General features: G+C 66.8%; 16 protein-coding genes. 12 read left to right on the top strand and 4 right to left on the bottom strand.

Annotated features, from left to right (window positions below):
* Positions 1–40: 40 nt before the first annotated feature.
* From ACWPKK_RS23320 to ACWPKK_RS23310, 3 genes are read right to left on the bottom strand one after another with little or no spacing between them, the layout of a single operon-like run.
* Positions 41–418 (bottom strand): DUF1850 domain-containing protein, encoded by a 378-nt coding sequence (locus tag ACWPKK_RS23320; protein ID WP_452009009.1) that lies wholly within the window; start codon positions 416–418, stop codon positions 41–43.
* 15 nt (positions 419–433) lie between these two features.
* The gene (locus tag ACWPKK_RS23315; protein WP_452009007.1) at positions 434–2527 is read right to left on the bottom strand and encodes a TRAP transporter permease; all 2094 of its coding nucleotides are present in this window, start codon (positions 2525–2527) and stop codon (positions 434–436) included.
* Between the two features lie 25 nt (positions 2528–2552).
* Entirely contained in the window at positions 2553–3521 is a 969-nt protein-coding gene (locus tag ACWPKK_RS23310; RefSeq protein WP_452009005.1) for a TAXI family TRAP transporter solute-binding subunit, read from the bottom strand.
* Positions 3522–3868: 347 nt separating this feature from the next.
* On the opposite strand from ACWPKK_RS23310, the gene ACWPKK_RS23305 reads away from it, so the two are divergent.
* From ACWPKK_RS23305 to ACWPKK_RS23250, 12 genes are all read left to right on the top strand, one after another.
* A complete protein-coding gene (locus ACWPKK_RS23305; protein WP_452009002.1) occupies positions 3869–4369 on the top strand; it encodes a (2Fe-2S)-binding protein in 501 nt (166 codons plus the stop codon).
* Between the two features lie 64 nt (positions 4370–4433).
* Positions 4434–6836, top strand: coding sequence for a xanthine dehydrogenase family protein molybdopterin-binding subunit (locus ACWPKK_RS23300; protein ID WP_452009000.1), 2403 nt, complete (start codon positions 4434–4436; stop codon positions 6834–6836).
* A 28-nt stretch (positions 6837–6864) separates the two neighbouring features.
* A complete protein-coding gene (locus ACWPKK_RS23295; protein WP_452008997.1) occupies positions 6865–7656 on the top strand; it encodes an FAD binding domain-containing protein in 792 nt (263 codons plus the stop codon).
* 275 nt (positions 7657–7931) lie between these two features.
* Positions 7932–8855, top strand: a complete 924-nt coding sequence (locus ACWPKK_RS23290; RefSeq protein ID WP_452008994.1) for an AAA family ATPase — start codon at positions 7932–7934, stop codon at positions 8853–8855.
* Between the two features lie 7 nt (positions 8856–8862).
* The gene (locus tag ACWPKK_RS23285; protein ID WP_452008992.1) at positions 8863–10080 is read left to right on the top strand and encodes a vWA domain-containing protein; all 1218 of its coding nucleotides are present in this window, start codon (positions 8863–8865) and stop codon (positions 10078–10080) included.
* Positions 10077–10406, top strand: coding sequence for an XdhC family protein (locus tag ACWPKK_RS23280; protein WP_324864958.1), 330 nt, complete (start codon positions 10077–10079; stop codon positions 10404–10406). The genes ACWPKK_RS23285 and ACWPKK_RS23280 overlap by 4 nt, the downstream gene beginning before the upstream one ends.
* Positions 10403–11119, top strand: a complete 717-nt coding sequence (locus ACWPKK_RS23275) for an XdhC family protein (protein ID WP_452008990.1) — start codon at positions 10403–10405, stop codon at positions 11117–11119. The genes ACWPKK_RS23280 and ACWPKK_RS23275 overlap by 4 nt, the downstream gene beginning before the upstream one ends.
* A 208-nt stretch (positions 11120–11327) precedes the next feature.
* Entirely contained in the window at positions 11328–14003 is a 2676-nt protein-coding gene (locus tag ACWPKK_RS23270) for an ATP-binding protein (RefSeq protein WP_452008987.1), read from the top strand.
* A complete protein-coding gene (locus ACWPKK_RS23265) occupies positions 14004–15626 on the top strand; it encodes an ABC transporter substrate-binding protein (protein WP_452008985.1) in 1623 nt (540 codons plus the stop codon).
* 47 nt (positions 15627–15673) lie between these two features.
* Positions 15674–17098 (top strand): diguanylate cyclase, encoded by a 1425-nt coding sequence (locus tag ACWPKK_RS23260; protein ID WP_452008983.1) that lies wholly within the window; start codon positions 15674–15676, stop codon positions 17096–17098.
* A 381-nt stretch (positions 17099–17479) separates the two neighbouring features.
* Positions 17480–18457: a pyridoxal-phosphate dependent enzyme gene (locus ACWPKK_RS23255; protein ID WP_452008981.1), complete on the top strand. Its 978-nt coding sequence runs from the start codon at positions 17480–17482 to the stop codon at positions 18455–18457.
* Between the two features lie 314 nt (positions 18458–18771).
* Positions 18772–19437 (top strand): YitT family protein, encoded by a 666-nt coding sequence (locus ACWPKK_RS23250; protein ID WP_452008978.1) that lies wholly within the window; start codon positions 18772–18774, stop codon positions 19435–19437.
* A gap of 15 nt (positions 19438–19452) precedes the next feature.
* On the opposite strand, the gene ACWPKK_RS23245 is transcribed toward ACWPKK_RS23250, so the two are convergent.
* Positions 19453–20175, bottom strand: a complete 723-nt coding sequence (locus ACWPKK_RS23245) for a fused DSP-PTPase phosphatase/NAD kinase-like protein (protein WP_310118328.1) — start codon at positions 20173–20175, stop codon at positions 19453–19455.
* Positions 20176–20191: the final 16 nt, after the last annotated feature.

Below are 20191 nucleotides of genomic sequence, written 5' to 3'. Positions count from 1 at the left end.
CGCTACCATACCAACTTTCGCGGACTGACGCAGGAACGCATCACCGGCAGGCCCGCATCACCACCGCTTGATCCGCAACCCCGGTCCAGCCCGACAGCGGCCGGCAATCGGCATCCGCGCACAGCCGGTGCTCGCCGGTGAAGCCGGAGGCCGCCAGCGCGACGCTCTCCTGCGGCGGCAGGCCGGGCACCCACGCCAGCCAGCCGTCGCCGGTCAGCCGGGCGTCCGGCCCCGGTTCCATGCCGGCGCCGGTGCCGCGGATCCGGGCCTCCACCGGCCGCAGCCGTCCGCCTTCCACCGACCAGCGTTCACGCCATTCGGTCTTCTCGACGGAATGGGTCCAGGACAGGGTGAAATCCGTCCCCGGCAGCGACGCGAGAAGCGCGCCGCCGAGGGCGAGCAGGCAGAGACCGGCCACGTCACCCTGCCTGAATCAGGCTGGTGCGGGCGCCGGGACACTGCGCCGGCGGCGGTGCTGCCACAGCAGGAACAGACCGGTCAGGACGAAGGCGGCCTCGTCGGTGATCGGCAATGCCACGACGAACAGGAAGGCGGTGACCGCGGCATACAGGCGGGCGATCAGCGGCAACGGCGTCCAGAAGAAGCCGATGGTGGCCGCACCCCACAGGGCGATGGCGACACAGGCCTTGAAGAAGACGTAGGCCACTGCAAGCCAGCTTCCGGTCTGCATCACCAATGCGGGGTCATACACCGCCATGAAGGGCACGACATAGCCGGCCATCGCCACCCGCGTCGCGATCCAGCCGATGTCCATGTGGTTGGCCTTGCAGATCGACGAAGCCGCCAGGGCCGCCAAGGCCACCGGCGGGGTCAGATCGGCCATGATGCCGAAATAGAAGACGAACATATGGCTGACGATCAGCGGGACGCCCATGCTCAGCAGGGCGGGCGCGGCGATGGAGGCGGTGATGATGTAGTTCGCCGTCGTCGGCAATCCGGTGCCCAGCACGATGCAGGCGATCATCGTCAGCACCAGCGCCGCCAGCAGGTTGCCGCCCGACCAGTCGACGATGGTGGAGGCGAAGCTGGAGGCCAGCCCGGTCAGAGTCATCATGCCGATCAGCACGCCGACCAGCGCGCAGGCGACGCCGACGCCGACGGCGTTCTTGGCACCGTCGGCGATGCTGTTCACCACCAGCACCAGGGTCTGCCGCCCGCCCTTGAACAGCAGGCAGGGAACGACCAGCAGGACGACCATGGCGAAGGCCAGATGCTCTGTCCGGAATCCCAGCTTCCACAGCCCGGCGGCGACCAGCCCCACCGCCACCCAGAAGGCGATGCGCAGCGCGATAGGACCAATGGTGCCGACGATGGTGGTGCCCAGGATCAGGGCTGCCGTCGCCGCGATGCCGATCACGCCGGCAAACAGCGGGGTGAAGCCGGAGAACAGCAGGTAGACCAGGGCGGCCAGCGGCAGGATCAGGTACCAACCCTCCACCACGGCGCGCAGGGCGCTTGGGCATTGGTCCTTCGGCAGGCCGACGAGGTTGTGCCTGCCCGCCTCCAGATGGACCATCCAGAAGGCGCTGCCGAAGTAGAGAATCGCCGGGATCGCGGCGGCTATGGCCACCTCGCTGTAGGGCACGCCGATGGTCTCCGCCATGATGAAGGCGGCGGCACCCATCACCGGCGGCATCAGCTGCCCGCCCATGCTGGCGGTGGCCTCCACGGCACCGGCGAAGGCCGGGCGATAGCCGAATCGCATCATCAGCGGAATGGTGAACTGGCCGGTGGTCAGCACGTTGGCGACGCCGGAGCCATTGATGGTGCCCATCAATCCCGACGAGATCACCGCCACCTTGGCCGGCCCGCCCTTGGCATGGCCGACGAGGCCGAGCGACACGTCGTTGAACAGCTTGATCATGCCGGCGCGCTCCAGGAAGGCGCCGAACAGGATGAACAGGAAGATGTAGCTGGCCGACACGAAGGTCGGCGTGCCGTAGATGCCCTCCGTCGACAGATACAGATTGTCGATCACCTGATCGATGTCGTAACCGCGGTGGGCGAGCCCGAAGGGAAGATGACGGCCGAACAGGGCGTAGGGAATGAACACGCCGCACATGATCGGCAGGGCCATTCCCATGATCCGCCGCGCCCCTTCGAACACCAGCGCCACGGCGACGGTGCCGACGATCAGGTCGGTGGTGCTGGGATCGCCCGCCCGCTGGATCAGGTCGACCTCGAACACGTAATGATAGAGACCGATGCCGAAGGCGGTCAGTCCCAGCAGCCAGTCGTACCAGGGGACCCGTCTGCGCACCGACGTCTGGCGGAAGCCGAACAGGGTGAAGGTCATCAGCAGAAGGAAGCCGACATGGACCGCCCGCACCACCATGGTGGACACCGGGTTGAAGGCGGCGGTCCAGATCTGGAAGGCGGAGAAGGCGACGGCGATGGCGAAAACGGCCCGCCCGTCGAACCCCTCGAATGCGGCGACCGTGGCGGGGTTTTCCCGGTCGATGGCTTGGCGAATCTCGGAGTCCGCCTGCGTCTTGTTTGCGCTCACTGCGTCTTCTCCGCCCGGCCGCCGCTTACATCAGCCCCTTTTCCTTGAAATACTTGATGGCGCCCGGATGCAGCGGCACCGGCGACTGGGTGGCGGTCTGGTCGAGCTTGATCTGCTTGGCGGCGACATGGGCGGCGGCCAGCGCGTCGAGATTCTCAAACAGCGTCTTGGTCATGGCATAGGCGGCATCGTCCGACACGCCGGAATGGCTGACCAGCAGGTTGCGGACCGCGGCGGTCGGCACCGCTTCGGTCTGGCCCGGATAGGTGCCGGCCGGGATCGTCTCGGTGATGTAGGCGGCGTCGCCGACCTTCTGGACCAGATCGGCCGGAATGCTGACGATGGTGACCTCCTGCGAGGCCGACAGATCCTTGATCGCCGCCACGCCGAGGCCGGCGGAGATCAGCGTCGCGTCCAACTGCCGGTTCTTGATCAGGTCGACCGATTCGCCGAAGGGCAGGTACTCGGTCTTGGCGAAGTCCTTGTAGGCAAGCCCGGCGGCGCCGAAGATGGCTCGCGCGTTCAGCTCCGTCCCCGACTTCGGCGCGCCGACCGACACGCGCTTGCCCTTCAGGTCGGCCAGGGTCTTGATGCCGGACTCCTTGCTGGCGACCACCTGGATGTAGTTGGGATAGATGGCGGCGATGGTGCGCAGCTTCTCCAGCTTCTGCTTGAACCCGACCTCCTCGTTGCCCTTCCAGGCGTCGCTCAGCGAATCGCCCAGCGTGAAGCCGATCTCGCCGCGGCCGGCCTGCAGCAGGTTCAGGTTCTCGACGGATGCCTTTGTCGCCTGCGCCGTCACCTTGGCCCCCGGCAGCGCCTTGCCGTACACGTTCGACAGCGCCACGCCCAGCGGGTAATAGACGCCGCTGGTGCCGCCGGTCAGCACGGTGATGAAGGTCTCCGCCTTGGCCGGCAGAGCGGCGAGGCCGAGTCCCAGGCCTGCGGCCGTGCACAGGGCCAGGACGTGACGTTTCACGGACGGGCGATTCATAGCGGCTCTCCCCATTATCGTTGCTGCACCCGGATCGGTGCCGGGCTGATTTGTTCGTGTGCCCGCAAGTGTGCGGGCAGCCCCAACCCACTGTAACGCGCCACAAAATTGCGCGCCAGTACGTACAATCCGATAGAATGAAGGTCCGTGCACCATTCTTTCGGCCAAGGCATGCAGAGGCTCCTTGACCTCGACGGCCAGTCACCCCCTATCCTTGTGGCGGAAGACCGCCGGCCGAAGCCGACACCACCACGGCTCCGGCTCAAGGCGCGTCACACGACAGTCACAAGTCCCAACTGCACGCCAAACGACTGCAAGCCAGACTTCAGCCAGCGGGAGGAAAACCGATGTCCTGTACCGTTTCGATGACCGTCAACGGCAAGACGGTCTCGCGCGAGGTGGAGGAGCGCACCCTGCTCGTCGCCTTCCTGCGCGAGCATCTCGGCCTGACGGGCACCCATGTCGGCTGCGACACCAGCCAGTGCGGCGCCTGCGTCGTGCATGTCGACGGCCGGTCGGTGAAGTCCTGCACCACGCTGGCCGTCCAGGCCAACGGGGCGGAGGTGACGACGATCGAAGGGCTGGCGGCGGCCGACGGCACGCTGCACCCGATGCAGGCCGCCTTCCGCGAGCATCATGGGCTGCAGTGCGGTTTCTGCACGCCGGGCATGGTGATGAGCGCGGTCGATCTGGTCCGCGACAACCCGAATCCGACCGAGGCCGAAATCCGCGAGGGGCTGGAAGGCAACATCTGCCGCTGCACCGGCTACCACAACATCGTCAAGGCGGTGAAGGCGGGGGCTGACGCGATGGCGGGCGCACAACCGGCGCCGGTCGCGGCCGAATAAGGGCGAAAAGCCCAAAGTCCAGGTATTCCCGCATCTTACGCGTTCCTGTGGGAGGAAACACGAGATGGCGAACCCCAATGGCATCGGCGCCTCGGTGCGCCGGCGCGAAGACCAGCGCTTTCTGACCGGCCGCGGCAACTACACGGATGATTTCAAGCGCCCGAACATGACCCATGCGGTCCATGTGCGCTCCCCCTACGCCCATGCCCGCATCCTGGGCATCGACTTCACGGACGCGGCAGCGATGCCGGGCGTGGTCGCCGTGCTGACCGGGGCCGACATGGAGGCCGACAAGGTCGGCAGCCTGCCCTGCGGCTGGCAGATCCATTCCAAGGACGGCTCGCCGATGAAGGAGCCTCCGCACTATCCGCTGGCGCGCGACCGCGTGCGCTATGTCGGCGATGCGGTGGCGGTGGTGATCGCCGAAACCCGCGAGCAGGCGCGCGACGCCGCCGAGATGGTGGTGGTCGATTACGAGGAACTGCCGGCCGTGGGCTCCTCCACCCGCGCGGTCGCCGGCGGTGCGCCGCTGGTCCATGACGATGCGCCGGACAATGTCTGCTACGACTGGCATCTGGGCGACCAAGCGGCGGTGGATGCCGCCTTCGCCAATGCCGCCCATGTCGCCAGGATCGATCTGGTCAACCAGCGCCTAGTGCCGAACGCGATGGAACCGCGCGCGGCGATGGGCGAATATGACCAGTCCAACGGCGAATACACGCTGACCACCACCAGCCAGAACCCGCACGTCACCCGCCTGCTGATGGGCGCCTTCGTGCTGGGCATTCCCGAACACAAGCTGCGGGTGGTGGCGCCGGACGTCGGTGGCGGCTTCGGGTCGAAGATCTTCCATTACGGCGAGGAGGCCGTCGTCACCTGGGCGGCGCGCAAGGTCGGCCGGCCGGTGAAATGGACCGCCGACCGCTCCGAAAGCTTCCTGACCGACGCCCACGGCCGCGACCATGTCAGCCATGCCGAACTGGCGATGGACGCCGACGGCAATTTCCTGGCGCTGCGCGTCTCGACGCTCGCCAATCTCGGCGCCTATCTGTCAACCTTCGCGCCGTCGATCCCGACCTACCTCTACGCCACCCTGCTGGCCGGCCAGTACAAGACCCCGGCGATCTACGCCGAGGTGAAGGCGGTCTTCACCAACACCTCCCCCGTCGATGCCTATCGCGGCGCCGGCCGGCCGGAGGCCTGCTACCTGATCGAACGGCTGGTCGATGTCGCCGCCGGTGTGATGGGCATGGACAAGACCGAAATCCGCCGCCGCAACTTCGTGCCCAAGGAGGCGATGCCCTACCAGACGCCGGTAGCATTGCAATACGACACCGGCGACTTCGCCAAGAATCTCGACATCGCCCTGCCGCTGGTCGACTACCCCGGCTTCCAGCAGCGCCGGGCCGAATCGAAGGCGCGCGGCAAGCTGCGCGGCATCGGATTCGCCACCTACATCGAGGCCTGCGGCATCGCCCCCAGCAACGTCGCCGGTGCGCTCGGCGCTCGCGCAGGACTTTATGAATGCGCGGAAGTCCGTTTCCATCCAACGGGTTCGGTGACGGTCTTCACAGGCGCTCACAGCCACGGCCAGGGCCATGAGACCACCTTCGCCCAGATCGTGGCCGACCGCTTCGGCATCCCGATCGAGAATGTCGAGATCGTCCACGGCGACACCAACAAGATCCCCTTCGGCATGGGCACCTACGGCTCGCGCTCGCTCGCGGTCGGCGGATCGGCCCTGGTGAAGGCGATGGACAAGGTGGAGCGCAAGGCGAAGAAGATCGCCGCCCACATGCTGGAAGCCGCCGAGACCGACATCGAGGTGAAGGAGGGCCGCTTCACCGTCGCCGGCACCGACAAGAGCCTGGGCATCGGCGACATCGCCCTGCAGGCCTACGTCCCGCACAACTTCCCGCTCGACGAGCTGGAGCCGGGGCTGGACGAGCAGGCCTTCTATGATCCCAAGAACTTCACCTACCCCAACGGCTGCCATGTCTGCGAGGTGGAGATCGATCCCGACACCGGCGTCACCACCATCGTCAGCTTCGCCGCGGTGGACGATTTCGGCAACGTCATCAACCCGCTGATCGTCGAGGGGCAGGTGCATGGCGGCCTCGTCCAGGGCATCGGGCAGGCGCTGTACGAGAATTGTGTCTATGACGAGGAATCGGGGCAGCTCGTCACCGGGTCTTACATGGACTATTGCATGCCGCGGGCGGACGATGTCCCATCCTTCACCGTGCGCTATCACGAGGACCAGCCCTGCACCCACAACCCGCTGGGTGTGAAGGGCTGCGGCGAGGCCGGGACGATCGGCGCCGCAGCCGCCGTGATGAACGCGGTGGTGGATGCGCTGTCGGAGTACGGCGTCACCCACATGGACATGCCGGCGACGCCGGAGAAGGTCTGGCGGACGATCCGCGACGCTGCTCCCGCCCCTGCCCCGGCTATGGCGGCGGAATAAGACGGCCGAAGAAGAAGGAGGCTAGAGAATGTACGCGTTCACGTACCAACGGCCGACAACGCTTGCCGACGCGGCGACCGCCATCCAGGCGGAAGAGGCCAAGCTGCTGGGCGGCGGCCAGACCCTGCTGCCGACGCTGAAACAGCGCCTCGCCCGGCCGACCGACCTGATCGACCTCGGCGCAATTCCGGAGCTGAAGGGCATCCGCGAGGCGGATGGCGGTTTGGAGATCGGCGCCTTCACCCGCCATGCGGAAGTCGCCCATTCCGACCTCGTCAAGCGAGTGATCCCGGCGCTGGCCAGCCTCGCCGAGGGCATCGGCGACCGGCAGGTCCGCAACATGGGCACGATGGGCGGTTCCATCGCCAACGCCGACCCGTCGGCCGACTATCCGTCGGCGGTCGTGGCGCTGAAATCGGTGGTGACGACCGACCGCCGGACCATCTCCGGCGATGAGTTCTTCACCGGCATGTTCGAAACCGCGCTGGAGCCGGGCGAGATCGTCAAGTCGGTGCGCTTCTCCAGGCCCGACAAGGCGGCCTACGCCAAGTTCCGCAACCCGGCAAGCCGCTACGCCATCGTCGGCGTGTTCGTCGCCCGCTTCGGCGCCGAGGTGCGGGTGGCGGTGACCGGCGCCGCCGGCTCCGTCTTCCGCGCCACGGCGTTCGAGACGGCCCTGGCCGCCGACTTCCGGGCGGAGGCGCTGAACGGCCTGTCGGTGGAAGCCGCCGGCCTGAACGCCGACATCCACGCCAGCGCCGACTACCGCGCCCACCTCGTCACCGTGATGGCGAAGCGCGCAGTCGAAGCGGCTGGGTGATGTGGAGAGTCCCCTCTCCCCCCGCTCTCGCGCAAACTCTATTTGCGCTGACGCGACAGGCGGACCTTTGGTCCGCCGAAAGCGGGGAGAGGGTTAGGGTGAGGGGGATGCGTTGCGTGGATCGTCCAAGCAATGCAAAGTCCCTCACCCGGCGCCTTCGGCGCCACCCTCTCCCCGAGGGAGAGGGTCCGCCCCCCTCACCCGGTCGGCTTCGCCGCCCGACCTCTCCCCAGGGGGGAGAGGCGGATTTGCCGGTTGGCTCCTAAAGGCCCTTCATGACCACCCCCCTCCCCGCCTCCGTCGATGACACGCTGGCGCTTCTCACCCGCGGCAATTACGTCGCGGACCGCTCGCTGGCGACCGCGCTGTTCCTGGCGCTGAAGCTGAAGCGGCCGCTGTTCCTTGAGGGCGAGGCCGGCGTCGGCAAGACGGAGATCGCCAAGGTCCTGTCGGCGACGCTCGGCCGCAAGCTGCTGCGGCTGCAATGCTATGAAGGGCTGGACGCCTCGTCCGCCGTCTATGAGTGGAACTATGCCCGCCAGATGATGGAGATCCGGCTGGCCGAGGTGTCGGGCGGACAGGATCGCGACTCGCTGGCCGCCGACCTGTTCTCCGAACGCTTTCTGGTCAAGCGTCCGCTGCTGCAGGCTCTGGAACCCGACCTCGCCGGACCGCCGGTGCTGCTGATCGACGAACTGGACCGCACCGACGAGCCGTTCGAGGCCTATCTGCTGGAGATTCTCTCCGATTATCAGGTCTCCATCCCCGAATTCGGCACCGTCCACGCGCCGGAGCCGCCCATCGTCATCCTCACCTCCAACCGCACGCGCGAAATCCACGACGCGCTGAAGCGGCGCTGCTTCTACCACTGGGTCGATTATCCCGGTGCCGCGCGGGAGCGGGAGATCCTGTCGGTCAAGGCGCCGCAGGCCGACGCAAGGCTGGCCGCCCAGGTGGTCGGCTTCGTCCAGACCCTGCGCAGCATGGACCTCTACAAGGCGCCGGGCGTGGCGGAGACGCTCGACTGGGCGCAGGCCCTGGTGGAACTGAACCAGCTGGAGCTGGAGCCGTCCGTCATCAACGACACGCTGGGCACGCTGCTGAAATACCAGGACGACATCGCCCGCATCCAGGGCAGCGAGGCGGCGCGCATCCTGACCCAGGTCAAGACCGAGCTGGCCGCCACCACCGCGCGCTGAGGCCGCCATGACGGACGAAGCGCCGGCCGGCCGCCTCACCCTCAACCTGATGCATTTCGCCCGCGCGCTGCGCGCCGCCGGCCTGCCGGTGGGACCCGGCAAGGTCCTGCAGGCGGTGGAGGCGGTGGAGGCGGTGGGCCTGCGCAACCGCACCGACTTCTATTGGGCTCTGCATGCCGTCTTCGTGAACCGCCACGACCAGAGCGAACTGTTCGACCAGGCCTTCCACGTCTTCTGGCGCAACCCCGACATCCTGAAGAAGATGATGTCGCTGATGCTGCCGAAGGTGCGAACGGAGGCCCCGGCCGACCGGCAGGAGATGGCCCAGCGCCTCGCCGAGGCCCTGCACGGCAGCGGCGCCGAACAGGAGGAGCCGGAGAAGACGGAGATCGAGGTCGACGCCTCCTTCACCGTATCGGCCGCCGAACGCCTGCAGGACAAGGATTTCGAGAAGATGACGGGCGAGGAGATGGCACAGGCCAAGCGCCTGCTGACCCGTCTCGCCCTGCCGCTGGCGGAGGTCACCACCCGGCGCTACCGCCCCGACCCGATGGGGCCGCGCGTCGATCCGCGCGCCACCCTGCGGCGGATGCTGCGCACCGGCGGCGACCTGTCGGACCTTGCCCGCAAGCGCCGCCGCACCCGGCCGCCGCCGCTGGTGGTGCTGTGCGACATTTCCGGATCGATGACGCGCTATTCGCGGATGCTGCTGCATTTCATGCATGCGGTCACCAACGACCGTGACCGCGTGTACAGCTTCGTCTTCGGCACGCGCCTGACCAACATCACCCGCCATCTGCGGCACAAGGACGTCGACGTGGCGCTGGACGCGGTGTCGGGGGCGGTCGCCGACTGGTCGGGCGGCACGCGCATCGGCACCGCTCTGCTCGCCTTCAACCGGACCTGGGCGCGGCGGGTGCTGGGCCAGGGCGCGGTGGTGCTTCTCATTACCGACGGGCTGGACAGGGATGCAGGGGAAGGGCTTGCGGCAGAGGCCGAACGGTTGCACAAAAGCTGTCGGCGGCTCGTCTGGCTGAATCCTTTGTTGCGCTGGGAAGGCTTCGCGCCGAAATCCTCGGGCATCCGGGCGCTGCTGCCGCATGTGGACGATTTTCTTGCGGCCCACAGCCTGAACAGCCTCGCGGATCTGGCCGGCGCCCTGTCGGCCGACGGTCCGCGACGTAGCCCGGGCTTGCGCCGCTGGTTGAAGGAGGCGGCGGGATGAACGACACCCTGATGGCGGACAACATCGTGGAGCAGGCAGCCGCATGGCGCGCCGCCGGCCGCAGGGTTGCCCTGGCGACCGTCGTGTCGACCTGGGGCTCCTCGCCGCGGCCGGTCGGCAGCCAGTTGGCGGTCGACGACCGCGGCTCCATGGCCGGTTCCGTGTCCGGCGGCTGCATCGAAGGCGCCGTGGCGCACGAGGCGGCCAAGACGATGGAGGACGGCGAACCGCGCCTGCTGTCCTTCGGCATCAGCAACGAAATGGCCTGGGAAGTCGGGCTGGCCTGCGGCGGGCAGGTACAGGTCTATATCGAGGCCGTGGAATGAAACGCGAAATTCTGGACCGGCTGCTGGCGGCGAAGGCCGCCGCGACCCCGGCCGCCCTGGTGACCGACCTCAACAGCGGTCTGCAAACCCTTGTCTTCGAAGACACCATCCATGGCGGCTTCGGGCTGGAGCCCGACCTGCTGGACGAGGTGCGCCGACGCATCCGCCAGGACCGCTCCGGCCTGCTGGTCGATCCGCAGGACGAGGACGGCTTCCGCCTGTTCGTGCAGGTCCACAACCCGGCCATGCGGCTGCTGATCGTCGGTGCGGTGCACATCGCCCAGGCGCTGGCCCCGGTGGCGGCGCTGACCGGCTACGACGTGACGGTGATCGATCCGCGTGGGGCCTTCGCGACCGAAGCGCGCTTCCCCGGCGTCAAGCTGAACCATTTGTGGCCGGACGAGGCCTTGGCGGAACTGAAGCCCGATGTCCGCACCGCGGTCGTGACCCTGACCCACGACCCGAAGCTGGACGATCCGGCACTGATCGCCGCCCTGCGCTCCCCCGCCTTCTATGTGGGCGCGCTGGGCAGCAAGCGCACCCACGCGCTGCGTCTGGACCGCCTGCGCGACGAGGGGCTGAGCGAGGCCGAGGTCAAGCGGATCCGCGGTCCGGTCGGCCTGTCCATCGGCGCGGTCACCCCGGCCGAGATCGCCATCTCGATCATGGGACAGATCACCTGCGTGCGCCGCGGAGAGAACCACCCCTGCTGATCGGGGCTCGCGGGCGGGCGTGACGACGACCCGCCCGCGTTACCGCTTTCGTCCGTTCATCATTACCCCTTTGCCCCCGCTAGTTGCTCTGATAAGGCACCAGTGATCCTGTGTGCGGAGCGTTCGTGGCGGACCGCCGGTCATCCTCTTCGTTTCCCCGGTTCACTGCCGGGACAGCCTGCGCGCGGATGACCGCGGCGGGGCGCGCATGAGGATTCGCTCGCGCATCGCAATGGTTGGGGGCGTGCCGGTGGCGGTGGCCGCGGTGATCGCCGTCACCGGCGGGCTTCTGCTGGATCGCAGCGAACGGGTTTACGAAGCGGCGGTGCTTGCCGGTTCCGTTTATCGCGACGTGCTGGCGGCGACAGCGGCGCGGATCGATTATCTCCAGGTCGCTCCCACCGATCGCGCCGGCCGTGTCGCCCGGTTCGAAGCATTGTCGGCCTCGGCGGATACCGAACTGCGGCAGTTGGACACATCGGGATCGGCCGCCGCCCACCGTCATGAGGTGGAGCGCGCCACCGCGGTGCTGGAGCGCTACGTCGGCCAGATGCGCGCCTTCATCGAGGTGACGGGCGCCAATGATGCGGCCGTCGCCGATATGGGCCGGCATGCCGCCAGCCTGATGACCCTGACCGATCGTGCCCGAAAGCGCCAGCACGCCGCCAATGTGGATTCGCTCGGCTCGCTGACGGAAGCGGACCAGCGCCTGCGCGACAGCCGCGACGTGGTCGACGGGGCCCATGAACTGCGCGAGGCGATGCTGGCCCTGCAGCGGGCGGAGGCGCAGCATGTCGCGGCACTGGCCTTCGGAGCCGGAGTCTTCGGCACCGGGCGGCCGCTGACCGCCGCGGATTTCCGCATTGCCACCGACAAGCTGTCGGCCACCGCCGGCCGGCTCCAGGCGGCGCTGCGCCGCACCGATCCGTTGGCCGACCGCTATCCGGCGGCGGAAACCGCCGGCCGCTATGCCGCGGCGGTCGCCGACCTGCAATCCGCCGTGCAGACACTGCACGAGACGCGGGCGGAGCGCGAGGCGGCGCTGAACCGGTTCGAAACGGCGCTCCAGGCGGCGGCCGGCTTCAGCGAAGACGGCAGGTCGGGCACCGGCCTTGGGGAACGGATGCTGGCGGAGCAGGTCATCCGGACCCTGCCGGTGGTGCGGGCGCTGGTCCTGACCGGCACCTTGAACCAGCAGCCCGACGTGACCTTCCTATCCACCCTCCTGCCATCGGTCCGCCCGGCACTGGACGGGTTGCATGAGGTGCAGGCGCGATCCACCGCTGCGCAGCGGAGGCTTGCCGATGCACAGCATGCCAGCGCCGGAGCGGCATCCGCCATCGAGGCGCTGACCGCCCGGATCCTGATGGTGAAGGCGACCGGATACACCGCGCTCCAGGAAGAGGTGGTGCAGCTGATCGCCTATGCCATCCAGGCCAACGATACGGAGCAGGAAACCCAGAATGTCGCCATCGTCGCCTTGCGCCTGGGGCGGCGGGCGGCCGACGCGGTAGCGGTACGCGACGCGGAGGAAGCCGACCGCATCGTCGACGATGCCGGTACGCTGCTGGAAACGGTCCGCGGGCTTCCCATGTCGCCGCTGCTGCAGGACGAGGTGCTGTCGGCCATCCGCAGCTGGCGCGACAGCCTCGGCCGGACCGCGGAGGGGCTGCGCCGCCTCAACCAGCTTCTGATCGCCATGGACCGCGATGCCGGTGCCCTGGTGGAGACCGCCCGCCAACTGGACGAGACCTTCCGCGACGAAGCGGCGCGCATCGGCGACCTGCTGACCCGCATCCTGATCATCGGGGCGACCATCGGCCTGCTGCTGGGCGGCGGTGCGGCGGTCGTGGTCGCGCGGTCCATCAGCAGGCCTGTCTTGCGGCTGCAGCGGCAGATGACCCGGCTGGCCGAGGATCCGCTGGCCGGCCCGATCGACGGCACGCGCCGTCAGGACGAGTTCGGCGCGATGGCGCGCGCCGCGGCCTTCTTCATCCGCGAAATCGGTCTGCGGGAGTTGGCGGCCCGCGAGGCGAAGGAGCGTGCCGATCGGGCTTTGGAGGACCTGCGCCGCACCCAGGCCGATCTGATCCAGGCGGAGAAGATGGCCTCTCTCGGCGCCCTGGTCGCCGGTGTGGCGCACGAGATCAACACGCCGCTCGGCAACGCCCTGATGGGGGCCACCCATCTGCAGGACCGGCTGGAATCGATCGGGCGCCTCGCCCAAGAGGGAAACCTGCGCCGCAGCGACTTCGCCGATTTCCAGGAGACGGCGGAGGAATTGGCACGGCTGATGGTGCTGAACCTGCGTCAGGCCGGCGAACTGGTGCAGAGCTTCAAGCAGGTCGCCGCCGACCAGACCAGCGGCGAGGGGCGGCGCTTCGAATTGAAACCCTATCTGGAGGATCTGGCGACCAGTCTCAGCCCGTCCTGGCGCCGCGCGGGGCACAGCCTGCGGGTCGAGTGCCCCGATGGCATCGAGATCAACGGCTATCCCGGCGCCCTGGCTCAGATCCTGACCAATCTCGTGATGAACTCCCTCATCCATGGCTATCAGGACGGACAGCAGGGGCACCTTCTGATCGCTGCCTGCGCGCCGAGCCCGGAGTTGGTGGAACTGGTCTATACCGATGATGGCAGGGGTATTCCGCCGACCGATCTGGGACGGGTGTTCGATCCGTTCTTCACCACCCGCCGCGGAACCGGCAGCACCGGGCTTGGGCTTCACATTGTTTACAATCTTGTGGCGAATAGGCTGGGTGGAAAGGTTGTGGTGGAGAGCCGTCCCGGCCAGGGCGTACGCTTCACCATTCGCTTTCCACGACGACTTGCTACTGATAACGTCGCCCTTGCGATGGAAGCACAATCCGTGCAGGAGCAGTAAATGCCTTTGCCGCCGAAGACATTCACGAAGAGGCTTGCGAAGGGGCTGTGTGTTCTCGTCGTGCTTGCGGGAACGTCCGGCGCTGCGCAGGCCGACAAGTCACTTGTCTACTGCACGGAAGGTAATCCGCAGAGCTTCAACGCGCAGGTGTCCACCTCCGGCACCAGTGTGAATGCGGCCAGCCCCCTGTTCAACAATCTGGTGGAATTCGGCCGCGGCACGCAGATCATCACTCCGGCTCTTGCCGAATCCTATACGGTTTCCGATGATGGTCTGGTTTACGATTTCCGTTTGCGCAGGAACGTCCGGTTCCATTCCAACGAACACTTCACACCCAGCCGGACGCTCAATGCCGACGACGTGCTGTTTTCCATCGAGCGGCAATGGAAAAGTGATCATCCCTACCACAATGTCGGCCCGGCAACTTACGACTACTTCCGGGGCATGGGGCTGCCGACCCTGTTGAAGTCGGTGGAGAAGCTGGACGACCATGGGGTCCGCATCACGCTGAACCGGCCGGAAGCTCCGTTCCTGGCCGATCTCGCCATGCCGTTCCTGTCGATCCAGTCGGCGGAATATGCCGACAGCCTGATGAAGGCGAAGCGGCCGGAACTGTTCGACGAGGAGCCCATCGGCACGGGACCGTTCCGTCTGGTGTCCTACCAGCGTGATCTCGCCATCCGCTACAAGGCGTTCGACGGCTATTGGCAGGGGCGCCAACCGCTGGACAACCTGATCTACTCGATCACCCCGAACATCGCCGTGCGCCTGAACAAGCTGCGGTCCGGCGAGTGCCACGTGATGATCTTCCCGAACCCGGCGGAATTGGGAAAGATCGAAAAGGACCCCAATCTGGTCATCGAGCAGCAGGACGGGAAGAATGTCGCCTATATGGCGCTCAACACCCGGAAGCCGCCGCTCGACGATGTGCGGGTGCGGCGTGCCGTCACTCTGGCGATCGACAAGCGCACGTTGGTCGATGCCGTCTATCAGAATGGAGGGCGGCCGGCAAAGAACCCGATCCCGCCCGGCATGTGGTCTTACGACGACAGCATCGAAGACCACCCGTTCGACCCGGTGGCCGCGCGCCGCCTGTTGATCGAAGCAGGATATCCGGAGGGCTTCACCCTCGATCTCTGGTATCCGCCGGTCACGCGCCCCTACATGCCCAACGGCAAGCGCGCCGCCGAAATGATCCGGGAGAACCTGGAGCGCATCGGGATCAAGGTCACGCTGAAAACGGAGAACTGGGGCAACTATCGCAGCCGCGTGACGCAGGGCGAGCAGGACATGGTGATCTATGGCTGGACCGGCGACAACGGCGATCCCGACAACTTCCTGTATTTCCTGCTGAGTTGCACCGGTGTGCAGCCGGGCGGCACCAATGTCGCAAGGTGGTGCAATCCGGATTTCGAAGAACAGATCACCAAAGCAAAATCCGACAACGATATCGAGAAGCGCGCGGCGTATTACCGTAAGGCGCAACAGATATTCAATCGCGAAATGCCGTGGTTTCCGATAGCCAACACTTTCATCGCAGTGGTTCACCGCAAAGAGGTGAAGAATTACACGAACAACCTGTTCAAACAGGATTTCTCAGGCGTCGATATAGAAGCCCAGTGAGCGACAGGGATATGCAAACCTCTCCTGGACAAGCCTCGCCCGAGAACATGTCTCCCGACGACCTGCTGTTCGGCGACGAACAGGCGGAGACGTCGTCGGAGCAGCCGTCGGAACAGCCGTCCGTAGGCGCGGCCCCCTGGCCTGTCCTAGTGGTCGACGATGACGAGCAGGTGCACGCGATGACCCGCGTCCTGCTGAACGACTTCGAGTTCGAAGGCCGCCGCTTCGCCATCGTCAGCGCCTTTTCCGCAGCGGAGGCACGGGCGATCCTGGCCGAGCGGACGGATTTGCCGGTGGTTCTGCTGGACGTGGTTATGGAGACCCATGACGCCGGGCTGCGGCTGGTCCATCACATCCGCCGTGACCTGGGCAACCGCCACATCCGCATCATCCTGCGCACCGGCCAACCCGGTCAGGCGCCGGAGCGCGAGGTAATCGTCGCCTACGATATCAACGACTACAAGAGCAAGGCCGAGCTGACCGCGCAGAAGCTGTTCACCAGCCTCATAGGCGCGGTGCGCGGCTGGCGCGACCTCGTCACCATCGAGACCCTGAACCACTCCCTGGAACGCCGGGTCGCCGAGCGCACGGCGGAACTGGAACGGCAGACCGCGCTGGCCGACGAGCAGCGCCGCTTCATCGAAAATCTGGTGGAGATGATGCCGAGCCCGGTCTGGTACCGGGACGCCGCCGGCCGCAGCACCCTGTGCAACCGCGCTTTCCGCGATCTTTTCCCCGATGCGGACGACGGGATCGAATGGACCATCGACAGGCAGGGGCGGACGGGCACCGGCACGGAAGCCTATTCCTTCGAGACCAGCGTGGTCGGGCCGGATGGAGCCCCACGCGAATTGCTGGTGGTGAAGCGCCCGCTGACCGGGGCGGACGGTACGGCCGCCGGCCTGATCGGCATCGCAACCGACATCACCGAACGCCGGCGGATGGAGCATGAACTGCACCGTCTGGCCACCACCGATCCGCTGTCCGGCGCCCACAACCGCCGTCACATCCTGGACCTGCTGGACCGTCTGCTGGCCGGGCAAGGCGGTGCCGAATCCAGGGCCGTTGTCGGGCCTGCCTGCCTCGTCATGCTCGACATCGACCATTTCAAGCGAATCAACGACGGGCTGGGCCATGCCGCCGGCGATGCCGCCATCCGCAGCGTGGTGGAGGAGATTCGCCGCCATCTTCGCACAACCGACCAGATCGGCCGCATCGGCGGCGAGGAATTCGCGATCCTGTTGGCGGATACCGGCCGGACCGATGGTGCGGCGATCGCGGAGCGGCTGCGCAGTGGTCTGGCGGCGCTGGCGATCCCGTTGCCCGATGGCCGACGGTTTCAGTTGACCGGCAGTTTCGGCCTGACGGAAGTCCATCCGCTGGCGGATACGGTGGAAAGCGTGCTGGGCCGTGCCGACCATGCGCTTTACCGTGCCAAGGCTCTGGGGCGCAACCGGGTCGAGTTGAACTGATGCCATCAGAGCGTCCTGCGACATTTTGCTCGATGACGGCTTGACCTCCGCGGCGGCAGCGGGTATTCAGATCTTATGAACATCTCCGCCACCATGCGAATGCGAATTACCGGCCCGGCGCTCTGAGAGCGTCGGAGAGTTGCCGTGTTCGTGTTCACTGGTCGTGTGGAGTGTGTGGCGTGTCGCTGCACCCTGTGGTCTCCGGAACCCTCAATCCGGTTCATGACAAGTCCAACGGTCTGACCGCTGTCGCGGCGTCGCAGGTCGACGTCCGTCTCGGCGAGCGAATGTGTGGCTCGGCGCGAATTACTCACCCGGTCCGCTGAGGCGGTCCGGGTCAAGCCCGTCCTACCCAAAATTCGTTCGTCGAGGATTTTCGCGATGCTCACCGCGCATGCCGATGCCGCGCGCACTTTGTCCGTCTGCACGCCCGTCCACGCACCTGCTTTTGCCGCCGGGCTGCCGGCCTGGTTGCCGCTGGCAGCGGTGACCGACGCGGCCCGGCGGCTGTCCGGCCAGATCGTCCGGACGCCCCTGCTCCATGCATCGGCCCTGGGCCGGGACCTGTGGCTGAAGGCCGAGGTCTTCCAGGCCACCGGCGCCTTCAAGGAGCGTGGCGCGCTGAACCGCCTGCTGCGGCTGACGGCGCCGGAGCGGGCCGGCGGCGTGGTGGCGATGTCGGCCGGCAACCACGCGCAGGGCGTGGCTTTGCATGCGGCGCGGCTGGGCGTGAAGGCCACCATCGTGATGCCGGAGACGGCGCCCCGCTGCAAGGTGGAGCGGACCGCCGCCCTCGGGGCCGAGGTGGTGCTGCACGGCGCGACGGTGGGCGAGGCCAAGGGAAAGGCGCTGGAACTGGCGGCCGACCGGCGGCTGACCTTCCTCCACCCCTATGACGATCCCGACGTGATCGCCGGCCAGGGAACCGTCGGGCTGGAGATCCTCGCCGACCGCCCGGATGTGGACACGGTGGTGGTTCCCGTCGGCGGTGGCGGGCTGCTGGCCGGTGTCGCCGCCGCAGTGAAGGCGCAGCGGCCGCGCGTGCGGGTGATCGGCGTGCGGCTGGCCCGGCGCGGCGGCCCGACGCTGGCCGACGGCATCAACGTCCACGCGCTGGGCAAGCTGCCCCAGGCGATCGTCGACACGCTGGTCGACCGGGTGGTCGAGGTGGAGGAGGCGGAGATCGCCGCCGCGATGCGCGCCCTGCACGGCTCCTTCGGCATGGTGGCCGAGGGGGCTGGTGCCGCCGGCGTCGCCGCGGTGCTGAGCGGCCGGCTGGGACGAACCGGAAGGACGGTGGCGGTGCTGTCCGGCCGCAACGTCGACGGCGACACGCTGGCGCGGACATTGGCGGCGTGATTTCCGTGCGTTCATCTTCAATTGCTACGGTCATTTGCCCCCTCCTCATCCCTCCCCCGCCCTCGGCCGGCCGAAGGCCGGTCCGATCGCGGGAGAGGGGGTAAGAGCCTTGCAAGAATGCAGCGGCAGTTCCCTCTCCCGCGTTAGCGGGGGGGTTAGGGAGGGGGCAAGTAAGCCGGCACTAAAGGGCCGTCTCACCACACCCATCCCCCGCAAATCGCATAGCTCCCCCGTCACCGAAGTGAAGTATGGATAGGTCAGTAGAAATGACCTATATTGGCTGTCGCGTGTAAACACATAGGCGACGCCGAAGGGTGATTGGCATGACGAACAATTCTTCCCCGACTATTTCGTCATCCCCTGCATCGGTCATTTACGAGCGCCCAAAGGCAGCGCACAGTGTCTTTGACAATTTGCAAGGACAACTGTTCGGCGTCGTGATGACGTCGTTCGGTATTGCCATTCTGCATGCCGCCGGGCTGGTCACCGGACAGGCGGCAGGGTTGAGCTTCGTGATTTCCTATGCGACGGGCGTCGACTTTGGAATTCTGTTCTTCCTCGTCAACCTGCCCTTCTACTTTCTTGCGCTGGCCCGCATCGGCGTCGGCTTCACGGTCAAGTCGCTGATCGCCGTCACCGGCATCTCGGTCCTCTCCAGCTTGCTGCCGTCGATGATGAGCTTCAGCGCCATCAACCCCTATGTCGCGGCGGTGCTGGCGGGCTTCTGCGTCGGAATTGGGGTGATCGGGCTGTTCCGCCACGGCGCCAGCGGCGGCGGTGTCGGCATCCTCGCCTATTATCTGCAGGAGAAGACCGGCTTCCGCGCCGGCTGGCTGCAGTCGCTGTTCGATCTGGCGGTCTTCTCCGCCGCCGCCTTCGTTCTGGAATGGCCGGCGCTGCTCGCCTCGATCCTGGGGGCCGCGGTGCTGAACGCTTTCGTCGCCTTCAACCACCGCGCAGACTGGTATGTCGCCCGATAGACGGAGCGGGCCGCCCTATTCGCGGCCCAGCACCCGGTCGACCACGGCATCGGCCCATTCGCGCGAGCGGAAGCTCGCCTTGGCTTCGACCGGATCATAGACGCGCTCGACCCAATCCCAGAACTCGATCGGGCGCTTCTGGTTGTAGGCGGCGTACAGTTCGAAGAAGTAGTCGAGGATGCCGGTCTTCGCCTGCTTGAAGTGGCCGTACCGCCAGGACAGCTGCTTCATCGCTTCGTCGAGCGGCTTGCCTTCATGGGCGAACAGGTACAGCGTCGACATGAATCCGGCGCGGTCGGCACCCGACTTGCAGTGCATCAGCGCCGGGTAGGTCATGGTCTTGAACAACTCGCGCGCCTTCAGGAGGGTTTCCTTCTTGGGCATGTCGCGGGAGTTCACCGGGAAATCGACCAGTTCCAGACCATGGGCACGGCAGGCCTCCGCCTCCAGGATGTAGGAGGCGCAGTCGCGCGAGCCGCGCAGGTTCAGGATCGACTTGATCCCATTGCGCGCCGCCGCGGCGATGTGCGACGGCGACGGCTGGCTCGCCCGGTACATGTTGGGCGAGATGCGGTAGGTGTTCGAATAGATCAGCCGGAAACAGGCGTGGTCGATGAACACGCTTTCCAGATGGCCGAGCGCACGCTGCCACGGCGTCGCCATGCGGCTGCGGCTGCGCTTGATCGCGTCGGCCAGCGCGGTGGTGGTGACCGCCCGCAGATAGCTTTTCTTCGCCAACTTAGACCTTTCGACT

Source organism: Azospirillum largimobile (assembly GCF_977007025.2).
This window is presented reverse-complemented; position numbering and strand designations above follow the sequence as displayed.